Annotated in this window: 14 protein-coding genes and 2 tRNA genes; 12 read left to right on the top strand and 4 right to left on the bottom strand. The window is 42.5% G+C overall.

Annotated elements, in window-relative coordinates:
- The first annotated feature begins 75 nt into the window (after window positions 1-75).
- The 5 genes from ACOOEY_RS07765 (at window position 76) to ACOOEY_RS07745 (ending at window position 3,295) form a co-directional block, all read left to right on the top strand.
- Window positions 76-567, top strand: coding sequence for a Spy/CpxP family protein refolding chaperone (locus ACOOEY_RS07765; RefSeq protein ID WP_420388096.1), 492 nt, complete (start codon window positions 76-78; stop codon window positions 565-567).
- A 76-nt stretch (window positions 568-643) separates the two neighbouring features.
- Window positions 644-1,222: an RNA polymerase sigma factor gene (locus ACOOEY_RS07760; protein WP_420388095.1), complete on the top strand. Its 579-nt coding sequence runs from the start codon at window positions 644-646 to the stop codon at window positions 1,220-1,222.
- Between the two features lie 41 nt (window positions 1,223-1,263).
- Window positions 1,264-1,593 carry a hypothetical protein gene (locus tag ACOOEY_RS07755; RefSeq protein ID WP_420388094.1) on the top strand — a complete coding sequence of 110 codons (330 nt, stop codon included), beginning with the start codon at window positions 1,264-1,266 and terminating at the stop codon, window positions 1,591-1,593.
- Window positions 1,590-2,087, top strand: a complete 498-nt coding sequence (locus ACOOEY_RS07750; protein ID WP_420388093.1) for a Spy/CpxP family protein refolding chaperone — start codon at window positions 1,590-1,592, stop codon at window positions 2,085-2,087. The genes ACOOEY_RS07755 and ACOOEY_RS07750 overlap by 4 nt, the downstream gene beginning before the upstream one ends.
- A gap of 53 nt (window positions 2,088-2,140) precedes the next feature.
- The gene (locus ACOOEY_RS07745) at window positions 2,141-3,295 is read left to right on the top strand and encodes a cytochrome-c peroxidase (RefSeq protein WP_420388092.1); all 1,155 of its coding nucleotides are present in this window, start codon (window positions 2,141-2,143) and stop codon (window positions 3,293-3,295) included.
- Between the two features lie 128 nt (window positions 3,296-3,423).
- Here ACOOEY_RS07745 and ACOOEY_RS07740 read toward each other — a convergent pair whose 3' ends face one another.
- From ACOOEY_RS07740 to ACOOEY_RS07730, 3 genes are all read right to left on the bottom strand, one after another.
- Window positions 3,424-5,985 carry an ATP-dependent Clp protease ATP-binding subunit gene (locus ACOOEY_RS07740; RefSeq protein ID WP_420388091.1) on the bottom strand — a complete coding sequence of 854 codons (2,562 nt, stop codon included), beginning with the start codon at window positions 5,983-5,985 and terminating at the stop codon, window positions 3,424-3,426.
- An 87-nt stretch (window positions 5,986-6,072) separates the two neighbouring features.
- Window positions 6,073-6,705, bottom strand: a complete 633-nt coding sequence (locus tag ACOOEY_RS07735) for a WbqC family protein (protein ID WP_420388090.1) — start codon at window positions 6,703-6,705, stop codon at window positions 6,073-6,075.
- Complete coding sequence (locus tag ACOOEY_RS07730) at window positions 6,705-7,328, bottom strand: L-threonylcarbamoyladenylate synthase (RefSeq protein WP_420388089.1); 624 nt, start codon at window positions 7,326-7,328, stop codon at window positions 6,705-6,707. Before ACOOEY_RS07730 ends, ACOOEY_RS07735 begins: the two co-directional genes overlap by 1 nt.
- Before the next feature lie 51 nt (window positions 7,329-7,379).
- Between ACOOEY_RS07730 and mltG the strand changes: the two genes are divergently transcribed.
- The 6 genes from mltG to pfkA all read left to right on the top strand — a co-directional run bounded on the left by mltG (window position 7,380) and on the right by pfkA (window position 11,186).
- On the top strand, window positions 7,380-8,414 hold the full coding sequence (gene mltG / locus ACOOEY_RS07725; RefSeq protein WP_420388088.1) for an endolytic transglycosylase MltG: 1,035 nt from the start codon (window positions 7,380-7,382) through the stop codon (window positions 8,412-8,414).
- 3 nt (window positions 8,415-8,417) lie between these two features.
- Window positions 8,418-8,825, top strand: coding sequence for an acyl-CoA thioesterase (locus ACOOEY_RS07720; protein ID WP_420388087.1), 408 nt, complete (start codon window positions 8,418-8,420; stop codon window positions 8,823-8,825).
- Complete coding sequence (locus ACOOEY_RS07715) at window positions 8,822-9,772, top strand: YihY/virulence factor BrkB family protein (RefSeq protein ID WP_420388086.1); 951 nt, start codon at window positions 8,822-8,824, stop codon at window positions 9,770-9,772. Before ACOOEY_RS07720 ends, ACOOEY_RS07715 begins: the two co-directional genes overlap by 4 nt.
- Before the next feature lie 65 nt (window positions 9,773-9,837).
- Window positions 9,838-9,922, top strand: a tRNA-Ser gene (locus tag ACOOEY_RS07710).
- A 19-nt stretch (window positions 9,923-9,941) separates the two neighbouring features.
- A tRNA-Glu gene (locus ACOOEY_RS07705) sits at window positions 9,942-10,013 on the top strand.
- Window positions 10,014-10,202: 189 nt separating this feature from the next.
- Window positions 10,203-11,186, top strand: a complete 984-nt coding sequence (gene pfkA, locus ACOOEY_RS07700) for a 6-phosphofructokinase (RefSeq protein WP_420388085.1) — start codon at window positions 10,203-10,205, stop codon at window positions 11,184-11,186.
- A 43-nt stretch (window positions 11,187-11,229) separates the two neighbouring features.
- Here the strand turns inward: pfkA and ACOOEY_RS07695 are convergent, their stop codons facing one another.
- Window positions 11,230-11,799: a DUF4287 domain-containing protein gene (locus ACOOEY_RS07695; RefSeq protein ID WP_420388084.1), complete on the bottom strand. Its 570-nt coding sequence runs from the start codon at window positions 11,797-11,799 to the stop codon at window positions 11,230-11,232.
- A gap of 85 nt (window positions 11,800-11,884) precedes the next feature.
- On the opposite strand from ACOOEY_RS07695, the gene ACOOEY_RS07690 reads away from it, so the two are divergent.
- A complete protein-coding gene (locus ACOOEY_RS07690) occupies window positions 11,885-12,991 on the top strand; it encodes a DegT/DnrJ/EryC1/StrS family aminotransferase (protein ID WP_420388083.1) in 1,107 nt (368 codons plus the stop codon).
- Window positions 12,992-13,037: the final 46 nt, after the last annotated feature.

Raw genomic sequence — 13,037 nt, 5'->3', positions numbered from 1 at the left:
ACCTATTTTAACATTTCACTCCACAAGTTTTCTGCTGCATGAGCATCAAACCTGACAAATAAAATAGCAGAAATTATGAAAAAGATGACAAAGGTAAAATGGAGCTTGGCCATGGTAATGATGATGTTCATGGTTACAACAGTAGATGGTTATGCACAAAGGAGACAAGGTCCCCCACCACAACAAGGTGAACGCCATCAATCAGATGAGGGGGAGAGAGAAAGGGGACCGAAGATTCCTAATCTAACCGAAGAGCAGAAGACTCAGATGAAAGCACTTCATCTCGAAACAGAGAAACTGAGTCAGCCTATACACAATGAAATAGGTGAAAAGGAGGCCAGATTAAAGTCGATTACCTCAGCTTCTGAAATCGATTTAAAAGAGGCGGGTAGGGTAATTCAGGAGATATCGGATTTAAAGGTGAAACTGATGAATCTCAGGGTCGAGCATCTCGCTAAGGTGAAGGAAGTGCTGACGGATGAGCAAGAGTTGGCCCTGAATCATCAATTGCCTGGAAGACCAGAAAGGCCGGAAGCCGGAAAGCATGGCTTTGGCAGAGGTCGGTAAGGGCAATTATTAAGTGTAGTTTTTACGGGCTGTTTCACTGGCTAAGTAGGTGAGACAGCCATTTCTCCAACCAAAATTGACAGGAAGAGCACTCATATCGGCATTACAGCAAAAGTCTGAACAGGCTTTTCGGGAGTTGGTTGAAAATTTTCAAGACAAGGTTTACAATACCTGTTTGGGAATGTTGAGAGATACGGCCGAAGCAGAAGAGTGTGCACAAGATGTTTTTATAGAAGTCTATAGATCAATTGACGGTTTTAGGGAAGAGGCGAAGTTAAGTACCTGGATATACAGAATTGCTACGACTAAAAGTCTGGAGCGCATCAGAAAACGAAAGGCAAAAAGGAGATTCGCTTTTCTAAGTAGTCTTTCTGAAGATGGAAAATCCGAAGTAAAGCAGGTTTCCAATTTCGTTCATCCAGGTCTGCAAATGGAGCAAAATGAAAATGCCAAAGCACTTTTTCATGCTTTGGAGCAATTGTCCGAAAATCAAAGAGTAGCCTTTACACTGCACAAGCTGGAAGGGCTTCCCTATGAAGAGATTGCTGCAGTATTGGAGCTTTCACTCTCTTCAGTTGAATCACTAATGTTCAGGGCAAAGCAGAACCTGAAGAAGTTGCTAAAGAATTATTACGAAAAAAATATGGTGGATTAGCGCAAGTTTCAATCTGCTAAAGCATCCAATAGGTCAGAACAATGAGGAAGAATGATCAACATACAGAGTCAAAGGTTGACGAAAGCTTGAGAAGCCTTGATCATATTGAACAAGCTAAAGCTCCTGATTTCTTTTACACGCGCCTGCAGGCAAGAATGGAGGCAGAAATGCTGGGTAAGCCATCAGGATTTTTCAGGCTGGGTAATTTGAGGTTGAGCGTGGCTTTGCTGGTGATCGTTTTCGTCATGAACTTCCTGAGTTTGGTACTTATCGATTTTTCGGGAAATACTTCTCCTGATGGTTTGAGTACCCTATCGAGCGAGTATTTCTCTCCTACGGATGACTATGACTATTTAAGTGTACAGGAATGAAGAACTCGAAAACCATAGGGATAGCCGTAATCATTTTAGCCATCATGAATGTCGCATTGTTGATCTTCTTATGGCTGGGTTATCAGCATAATCAAAGATTGGTAGGAAGGGCTGGAGGTCTATCTGTACTGACTGAGCAATTAAACTTGTCAGTTGAACAAGAAAACCAGTTGGAGCAACTGAGGAGAGAGCATTTCCAGATCATGGAACCACTTAGAAGGCAGTCACGCCAGACCAGGGCCAGCTTGCATGCACTTTGGGCAAAGAACTCGAGGGAAGGTGAAATAGATAGTTTGATCAACAGAATCGGAGAGCTTCAGGCTCAGATTGAGAAAACTACTTTTGAGCATTTTGCAGAAATACGCGCTATCTGCAATGATGAGCAAAAACGACTTTTCGATGAGGTAATTCAAGATGTATTAAAACAAGGAGAACGGCCACCACGCCAGAGACCAGGACAGGAGGGGAGACCACCACCTATAGGTAGAAATTAATCAAACCTCAACCGGTTTGAATCGAACTGCACCATAACATAACATACTATATAATGCGAAAGAGATGGATTTTTTTAGTGGTAATAGTTACTGTGCTGAGTAGCTGTTCGCAAGATGGAGATGATGTTGATATGGATGATATCAACAGCGGAAACTTTTCAGAAGTAATCAATTTACCTGATGATACTTACAACTATGCAAACATTGATCTGCCTGATCATTTTTTGGCGAATGCAGTAAGCAGAATTGACAATACTCCGAATAACAATCAGGTAACGGATGCCGGAGCCACACTCGGAAGGGTGCTGTTTTACGACAAGATTCTCAGCGCAAACAATACTACTGCTTGTGCGTCTTGTCATATTCAAGCCAATGGCTTTGCTGATGGAAGAGCCCTGAGTATAGGTTTTGAAGGGGGTGAAACAGGCAGGAATAGCATGGGGCTTGCGAATGCCAGGTACTACGACAATGGTCATTTTTTCTGGGATGAAAGAGCCGGTACACTGGAAGATCAGGTGCTGATGCCAATTCAGGATGATGTGGAAATGGGACTTACTCTAGACGAGTTGGTAAGCAAAATCCAGGAGCAGGACTATTATGAACCCCTTTTCACTGAAGCTTTTGGCAATTCAACCGTTACAACTAACAGGATTGCCGATGCATTGGCACAGTTTGTACGGTCAATGGTTTCATACGAATCGAGATTCGATGTAGGTCTGGCGGCAGTTAATGGAAATGAGAATGCAGATTTCCCGAACTTCAGTCAGCTTGAAAACCTGGGCAAGGATCTGTTTTTTAGTGGAAGAACACAGTGTAGTAATTGTCATGCAACAGCCACTATGAGCGGAGATCGGGCAAGAAATAATGGTCTCGATGCCGGGTTCCCAGACTTAGGTCTGGGAGCAGTAACAGGTAACGCGAACGACAATGGTAAGTTCAAAGTTAATTCATTGAGAAACATTGCTTTAACAGCTCCGTACATGCATGATGGGAGATTTGAAACTTTAGAGGAGGTTATTGGGTTTTACGATAGAGGAATTCAAAATAATCCCAATCTTGATCAACGATTGAGAACCAATAATGGGAATGTAAGACGAATGAATCTCAATCCACAAGAAAGACAGGCCTTGGTTGCCTTTCTGAGAACACTGACAGACGACAATTTTATTTCAGATGTTAAGTTCTCCAATCCTTTCACAGATCAGTAAGAAATTATAGTTCATATACTATATATTTTGGTTGAAGAATGAGGGCCCGGATGGGGCCCTCTTCATTTTTTGATATAAAAAAAGCCACAACTCAGTAGCTGTGGCCTTAATCTTTATAATCGGGGAAGTTACTCCGGAGAATCTTCTTCCTCTTTCTTCTTATTTGATTTTCGCTTTTTCTTGACCTTAATGGTCAATTCTTCTGCTCCTTCAGCATGATCGGCCTGTAATGTATCGCCTTCATTGATATCTCCTTTCAGAATCTCTTCAGCTATCTGATCTTCCAGATATTTCTGAATAGCTCTGTTCAAAGGTCTTGCGCCATATTGAGGGTCGAAACCTTTATCGGCTAAGAAATCTTTAGCCTTTTCGGTCAGGGAGATTTTATAGCCCATCGCTTCAACTCTGCCCAGAAGCTTTTTAAGCGTAATGTCAATGATTTGGTGAATGTGCTCTCTTGAAAGAGAGTTGAAAATAATCACGTCATCCAGTCTATTCAGAAATTCAGGGCTGAATGTTTTCTTCAGTGCCTTCTGAATAGTGTCCTTGATCATGGCATCTTCATTATCGCGCTTTAGCTGAGTAGCGAAACCGATCCCGGTACCGAAATCTTTCAAGTCTCTTACACCAATGTTTGAAGTCATGATGATGATAGTATTTCTAAAGTCCACTCTTCGACCCAATCCATCTGTCAAAATACCGTCATCCAGTACCTGCAACAGAATATTGAATACATCGGGGTGAGCTTTTTCTATCTCATCGAGCAGTACTACTGAATAAGGCTTACGTCTTACTTTTTCAGTTAACTGACCTCCTTCTTCGTACCCTACATAGCCCGGAGGCGCTCCTACCAGTCTGGATACCGAGAATTTCTCCATATACTCACTCATGTCAATTCTGACCAGTGAATCTTCTTTATCGAAAAGATAGGTAGCTAATACCTTGGCCAATTCTGTTTTACCCACACCAGTTGGTCCAAGGAAAACGAATGTTCCAATTGGCTTGGCTGGATCTTTCAAACCTACCCGGGTTCTTTGAATGGCTTTTGTTAGCTTCTTAATAGCTTCTTCTTGCCCGATAACTTTTCCGCTCAGTTCGCTAGCCATGCCTACCAATTTGGCCTGCTCTTTCTGAGCTACCCTCTTAGTTGGAATTCCCGTCATCATGGCAATAACTTCAGCCACATTATCTTCGTCAACTACGTAACGCTTAGACTTACTTTCTTCTTCCCAACGGGCCTTGGCCTTGTCAAGCTGATCGATTAGCTTTTTCTCTTTATCTCTGAGTTGTGCCGCCTCTTCATACTTCTGGCTTTTCACTACTCTGTTTTTCTCTTTCTTGATTTCCTCGATCGACTCTTCGAGTTTCACGATTTCATCAGGGACATGGATGTTGTTGATATGAACTCTTGCACCGGCTTCGTCCAATACATCAATGGCTTTGTCTGGTAAGAATCTGTCAGAAATATATCTGTCAGAAAGGCTCACACAGGCTTTAATAGCTTCTTCAGTATAATTCACGTGGTGGTGATCTTCATATCGCTCCTTGATATTCTCCAGAATCTGGATTGTTTCTTCAGGAGTTGTAGGATCTACCATTACCTGCTGGAATCTACGGGCAAGGGCACCGTCTTTCTCAATATATTGACGATACTCATCGAGAGTAGTCGCTCCAATACATTGAATTTCGCCACGGGCCAATGCTGGCTTGAACATGTTCGAAGCATCCAGTGATCCGGAAGCTCCACCGGCACCAACAATGGTATGTAGCTCATCTATGAAGAGTATCACTTCAGGAGATTTTTCCAGCTCGTTCATTACGGCCTTCATTCTCTCCTCAAACTGACCTCTGTACTTAGTACCAGCTACCAAAGAGGCCAAATCCAAGGTTACCACCCTCTTATTAAAGAGTACTCTGGATACTTTCTTCTGAATGATTCTAAGTGCAAGGCCTTCTGCAATAGCAGATTTACCAACACCCGGTTCACCAATAAGGATAGGATTGTTCTTCTTTCTTCTGGAAAGAATTTGTCCTACTCTTTCAATTTCTTTTTCGCGGCCTACGATCGGATCAAGCTTTCCTTCTTCTGCATATTTCGTCAGATCTCTTCCGAAATTATCCAAAACCGGAGTTCTTGATTTCTCTGCGCCTTTGCCAGAGGATCTCTCGGATCCTCCGCCTCCTGAACCACTGCTAAACATTCTTGATGAATCATCATCAGGATCCTCAGTGTCAGATGAGGCTATAGGGTTGTCTGTCTGATATTCCAGCATTTCTTTCACTACTTCATAATTCACATCGAATTTCTCCAATATCTGCGTAGCGATATTGTCTTCATCTCTCAATATCGACAGCAAAAGATGTTCTGTTCCAATTAATTGACTCTTGAAAATCTTTGCTTCGAGATAAGTGATTTTTAATACTTTTTCTGACTGCCTTGTCAGAGGAATATTAGCCAAGTTTTTTACGTTGTGGTTTGCTGTACCTTTAGTAGCTCGCTCAATTGCTTCGCGAAGCTCTTCAAGGGAAGTACCTAATTTTTTAAGAATACTTACAGCAACTCCTTCTCCCTCACGGATCATCCCTAAAAGCAAGTGCTCTGTTCCTATGTAGTCATGGCCAAGGCGTAATGCCTCTTCACGACTCAGGGAGATCACTTCTTTTACTCTATTCGAAAATTTTGCTTCCATTTAATACCTTTCTCTTGGTCTATTAAACCTCAAATCAATATAAGAAGATATGGTTAAGATTTAATAGCAAACAATGCCAAAAACCGATTAGTTCTCTGAGAAAACACCTGACCGCTTTAATACCATTAAAGCATCGGGTCCCATACAGAACAACAAATCTAAGACGCTCAGGTTTGGTACAAAGTTGTTGCCAAAAACCTGATAGTAACTTTCTGGCCTAAACCATGTCAGACCTTCATGCCCTTTTTTTGGATGAATTGTCGACCTGAAGTCAAAAATGTCCTCAGAAACCTTTAATTCATATTTTTCAGTGAAATTTATTTTTACTGGCAGATTGAGCATTTTGAGACATAATGTCAGCAGCCGGTTATTTAATTCGAAAACAGTGGAGCAGGGTTTGAATAATTCCCGCTGAATGTAGTCTGCATAATAATCATAGAAAGGGGCCTTTCCATAGGCCGATTGTATAGCCCGCCAATGATTGTTAAGCCATTTCTGTCGATGGTCAATGGACATACTTTGTATAGGCCTTCCACTATTGGCAAAGCGCACAGGTACGGTTAGTCTTTGTATACCATTAGCCCCAAGAATCTCACATCGGTTCCTATAGGTTTGCTTCTCAAAATGCTCATGAGCTTCAATCCAGATTTCAGTGGAGTGAGCCATTAGCACAAAGCTGGCAATGGGTGGGAAGTATTGTGACTCTAATAAGATTTTCACTACAGGAATGCTTCTATATCACCTAAGCCTTCACGAATCACTTCAAAATAATCACCTGAGCAATCGACCACGGTAGAAGGTACGTTGGCACCATAGCCACCATCAATAACAACATCTACCAGGTTTTGATACTTCTCGTAGATAAGCTCAGGGTCTGTTGAATATTCAATTACCTCGTCTTCATCCCGGATTGAAGTGGTAATAATAGGATTGCCCAGTCTTTTGACCAGCTCTCTTGGGATATTGTTGTTCGGTACCCTGATTCCTACTGTTTTCTTCTTAGCGTTGAGTACTTTAGGAACCTTGCTATTGGCTTCAAGGATAAAAGTGAAAGGCCCCGGAAGGGCTTTCTTCATTACCTTAAAAACAGGAGTGCTCAAGTGCTTGGTGTACTCTGCGATCTCACTTAAATCATAACAAATAAAGGACAGTGTACTGGGCTTCGCATTTTTAATCTGGCAAACCCGTTGGACTGCCTTCACGTTACTGAAGTCACAGCCGATACCATAGACAGTGTCGGTAGGATAAATCACTACACCACCATCTTTAAGTACCTTAACCACCTCGTCTAATTTGTGAGGTTCGGGATTTTCTTCGTAGAGTCTGATGTACTCGGCTGGCATGAATCTGAAATAAAATCGAAGTTAGGACAAATTCACTATTTTTGAGCCCTTATGAAGAAAAGAAAGCGTTTTGTGTTGTTTATGGTCATCTTTTCAGTGCTGTTGACCTCGTTTTCATTTTATTTCTATCAGCTCTTCTATGGCGTAAATATTTTGCCTGAAGAGCAGCCAAGAATGGTTTTGATAGACCGTGATGATACCTTCGACTCCCTGAGAAACTTTCTCTACGAGGAGCAGATTATTGAAGATGCCCTGTCATTCAGTTTTGTAGCCAAAATATTGAAGTATCCTGACCTGATTAAGCCTGGAATGTATTTGCTTGAACCGGGTATGACCAATCTGGAGGCGGTAAGAAAGTTGCGCTCGGGTGATCAGATTCCGGTTGATGTAACATTTAATAACGTCCGTTTCAAAACCGATCTGGCTGAAAAAATCACTACTGGTACGGGAGTTCAACCTCAGGAATTCGAGGCATTGCTTAATGATGACGACTTCCTCTCAAAATACGACTTCAATAGTGATAATGTGATGGCCATGTTCATCCCCAATACTTATGAGGTTTACTGGACTATCTCGGCAGAAGCACTTTTTGAGCGTATGAATAAGGAGTATGTCAATTTCTGGAATGATAGCAGAACCAGACAGGCAGAATTGTTGGGCCTGACTCCCGTTCAGGTATCTACTTTAGCTTCCATTGTTCAGGATGAAAGCATCATTGCCGAGGAAAAACCAGTGATAGCTGGTCTTTACATCAATCGACTCAATAGGAATATGCTTCTTCAGGCAGATCCTACCGTCAAGTATGCCTTAGGTGATTTTGCTATACAAAGAATTCTTACAGCAGATACTCGTATCGACAGTCCTTATAATACTTACCGATACCGTGGATTACCTCCCGGACCAATTAACTTGCCTTCAATTAGTTCTCTCAATGCAGTTCTCAATTATGAGAACCATTCCTATATTTATATGTGCGCGAAAGAAGACTTCTCGGGCTATCATCGTTTTGCAGAGACGTTGGTAGAACATAACCGCAATGCCAGGCTTTTTCAGCAAGCACTCAACAACAGGAAAATATACAGGTAATACATGTACACAGCAGAGACGCAGCTTCGGATCAGGTACGCAGAGACAGATCAGATGGGCTACGCCTATTACGGGAATTATGCCACTTACTATGAAGTGGCCAGGGTAGAAGCGTTGAGGCAGTTGGGGTTTCAGTACAGGAAGATGGAAGAAGAGGGTGTAATGATGCCTGTGACAGAACTCAAATGTAAATTCCTTAAGGCAGCTAAGTACGATGAATTAATAACCGTTAGGGTAACAATTACCCAAATGCCGGCAGTAAGAATGTTTTTCACTTATGAGGTGATTGGAGAAACAGGAGAGAAGCTTAATGAGGGCGAGACAACATTAGTGTTCATCAATATGTTGACCAACAGACCTTGTAAAGCCCCAGAATATCTTCTGAGTATTCTGAAGCCCTATTTTAAATGAAAAGTCGCTTAATCAAGTACATCACCAGTCACCCGGCCTATCAAAGGTTCGTCAGTTTTCTGCAGCGGATTAAGCTGGGAAAGAAGAAGATTGGACTGTATGATGCGATTGTTATTTTTCTCCAGAAAATGGGCGATGATGAGATTCTCGGTCGGGCCAATGCGGTAGCCTTTAGTTTTACCATGGCCATATTTCCGGCAATCATCTTCTTGTTCACTTTAGTACCCTACATCCAGATTTTCTTTCCGGAAGTCACTAATGATCAGATTATCGGTTTTATGGAAGACCTGCTCCCGGCTAACCTTTATGCTGCGGCTGATACCACCATTCATGATATAATCAATAAACAAAGGGGAGGACTCCTATCCTTCGGTTTCATCTTAACCTTGATTCTCTCTACCAATGGAATGAATTCATTGATGGCCGCATTCAATGCTTGTTATAAAACAAAAGAAACAAGAGGCTTCCTGAAAATGCGATTTATCGCCACTATGCTCATTGTTATTCTGTCCCTTTCTGTAATTGTTTCCATTGCATTATTGGTGGTAGGGCAGCAGTTGTTACAGGATTATAAAGTCAGAGAGTTTGTGCAGGAAGTGGTGTCGCTCGATTTGATTATTGTATTACGCTTTGTTGTACTCTATCTGATCTTTCAGATTGCCATCTCCTTTATATATTACTTTGCTCCGGCTGTACATGAGCGATGGCATTTCTTCAGTGCCGGTTCCATCTTTTCTACACTGGCCTGTTTGGCAGCCTTCTTCGGTTTCTCTTTTTACATCAATAATTTTGGTACCTATAATAAGCTTTATGGCTCCATAGGAGTGTTGCTCGTTTTGATGCTCCTCCTTTTTATTCTTTCGTTGATTTTGCTCGTTGGCTTTGAAATGAATGCTGCCCTGGATAAGGCTAAATTCGACAAATTGAAGACGGAAGATAATATTTGATAATTCTTGCTTGCACAAAAAAAACTTCCACTTATCTTTGCAGTCCCAATCGGGAGATCACATCCAGAGGAGTGGCAGAGTGGTCGAATGCGGCGGTCTTGAAAACCGTTGTACCGCGAGGTACCGGGGGTTCGAATCCCTCCTCCTCTGCTTTTATTGACAAAGTCAAGGTCCCTTCGTCTAGGGGTTAGGACGCCAGGTTTTCATCCTGGAAACAGGGGTTCGATTCCCCTAGGGACTGCAAGAGAAAGCTCAGAGAAATCTGGGCTTTTTTTGTTTCCACTTAGTTTTCATCAAAACACTTCCCCTCGTATTATACTTCAACTCAGCTTTTGCAGATTTTTGAAATCAAACGTTTGCATGGGAATCGAACGGTATTGAGGGTTCACTTCCAATTGAATCGAGTAATTTTGATTATACTTGACCCAACATGAAACCAGAAATCAAGAAAATTGGTGTGCTTACCAGTGGAGGTGATGCGCCCGGAATGAATGCAGCAGTTCGTGCCGTGGTAAGAGCTTCCATCTATTATGATATAGATGTTTATGGCATTTATAAGGGCTACGATGGCCTGATCAAGGGTAATATGGAACAGCTTTATGTGCGTTCCGTCTCCAATATTCTGAGTCGTGGTGGTACATTCCTGCTATCTGCCAGAAGTAAAGAGTTCAGAACCAAAGAAGGGAGGGCTCAGGCTTATGAGCATTTTAAGTCTAATGGTCTGGATGCACTGGTAGTCATTGGTGGTGATGGTTCATTCACAGGGGCTGATATTTTTAGTCAGGAGTTTGATGTGCCAGTGATTGGTATTCCCGGTACCATTGATAATGACCTGGCAGGAACTGATTTTACCATTGGTTTCGATACAGCCTGCAATACCGCAAGAGAAGCGATAGATAAGATTCGTGATACTGCCTCTTCTCATGAGAGGCTATTCTTTGTGGAGGTAATGGGTAGAGATGCCGGTTTCATTGCTCTTAACTCCGCCATAGGTGGTGGTGCTGTGGCTATGATTGTCCCGGAACATAACTGGAGCATAGAGTCCCTGATCAACCGATTGAGAAAAGGTGCAGCAAATCAGAAGACCTCTAACGTGGTTATTGTGGCCGAAGGTTGTCACCTGGGTAGCTCATACGAAATTGCAGAAAAGGTAAAGGAGCAGATTCCTCAGTACGATATCAGAGTGAGTGTGCTTGGACACATGCAGCGAGGAGGTACACCTACCACCCTGGACAGGGTGCTGGCCAGCAGAATGGGTGTTGCTGCGGTTGAAGGGCTTAAGAATGGCCAATCGAAAGTAATGGTAGGTGTCGTCAAAAACGAAATTGTCTACACTCCGATTGGTGAAGCCATCAAAACGGTGAAGAAGCTCGATAACGAGGAATTCCGAATCGCGAAGATTCTTTCAATTTAATCGTTAACGAGCCTTTAGAGTCCGATAAGTGTCTTGGTGTTTCTCAGCAATTGGCGTCATAAGCTTGTTGGAACCAATCCTCAAGACCGTCAAGGTCATCGACAGAAGATGCTTTAATACGATGTGACACCATACCGTTCCAACTGCCGGCAGCTTCTACTTTTCCCTCTGGGTCCACGCCTTTCAGGTTAAGGCCAATGTCTACCCGTGTTTTAGTACTGGGTTGTAAAATGGCAAACTGTTTTTTAGGCGTTCTCAGGCTGATATAAGTCTTCTTATACGAGAATTCAACCTCTCCATTGACCGATTCAAACATTGACTTAGTCTTATTGAAAACCTCAGTCATATCTTCCTTGCCTTTGAGCAGTTCAGTATCCAGGTTCTCGGCAGAGGTTGTTTGAGGTTTCAATAATTCCGGCTTCAGATAAAGCTGGGCGATGGTATTCGCAAAACCATGGCTTACCCCATGATCACCTTTCAATACTTTCATTAGTTCTCCATGTTTCTGAAGGCCTGTCTTGCTCAATACGTCATGCCATTCTGTGAGAGATTTGCCAGTCTTTTCTGGCATATTAGCAATCATTGTCTGGAGCATTTCTTCTGGTGTCGCCATTATTCTGAGTTTTGTTCGATTTTCAATATAGCACGTTGCAGGTTTTCTGTCCATCAGAAGGCGTATTTTTGCCTATATTTCAACTGTGAGAGTACCTTATCTTGATTTAAAAGCCTTACACGATCCGATCCAGGATGAACTGAATGCCATTTTTCATCAGGTATTAGGAGAGTCTTACTTTGTCTATGGTCAACAAGTCACGGACTTTGAAAAGGCCTTTGCCAGGAGATTAGGGATCGATCATTGCCTGGCCGTAGGTAATTGCACCGATGCCCTCTTCATTACTTTAAAAATGATGGGGATTGGTGAAGGAGATGAGGTAATTGTACCTGCTATGACCTGGATTACCGATGCTGAAGTGGTCAGTAATCTGGGAGCTCAACCTGTTTTTGTTGATGTAGATCCGCAGACTTATACTTTGGATGTCTCTCAAATCGAAGAGAAGTTAACCTCCCGAACAAAAGCTATTATTCCTGTGCACCTGTATTGGCAAATGGCTGATATGATGGCTATAATGGAAATGGCTGAAGTTCATGATCTAAAGGTCATTGAAGACTGTGCTCAGTCTCATTTTGCTCAGTCTCATGGTAGGCTGGCAGGCACATTTGGGCATGCAGCGGTTTTTAGCTTCTATCCCACTAAAAATATGGGCGCTCTCGGAGATGCCGGATGCATGGTAACCCATGATGAAAGGCTATATCTGGATTGCAGGAAATGGGCCAACCATGGAGCGGCCGATAAGCATAGTCATGAGTTTCCCGGAGGCAATAGCCGCATGGATACACTGCAGGCGGCCGTGCTCTTACTGAAGCTGAAATATATTGATGGCTGGAATAAGGAAAGAGTCATGTTAGCTGAGAGGTATGGAAAGTCCTTTTCGGTACTCAATGATATAGAGACTCCCAAAACTGATTCAGAGAATGAACATGTTTTTCATGTCTATAATGTACTCACTAAGGAAAGAGATTCACTAAAGAAGTTCTTGAAAGAAGAGGGTATTCAAACTCAGGTTCATTATCCCAAGGCCCTGCCATTTACCAAAGCTTATGCTTATTTAGGTTCAAAAGCTTCTGATTTTCCCGTTGCTTACCGAATGCAGGAGGAGGGACTCTCATTGCCCATTTTTCCCGGAATGGAAAAGAGTCAGCAAGACTATGTCATTGAGAAGGTGATGCGCTTTTACGGGATATAACAAAAAATGTAATTCGCAGGCTCGGCAGTATAATCACCAAGCCTGC

Source organism: Roseivirga sp., assembly GCF_965216855.1.
Lineage (GTDB): Bacteria > Bacteroidota > Bacteroidia > Cytophagales > Cyclobacteriaceae > Roseivirga.
Note: the sequence above shows the minus strand (reverse complement) of the source record. Positions and strands in the feature narration are given on the sequence as shown.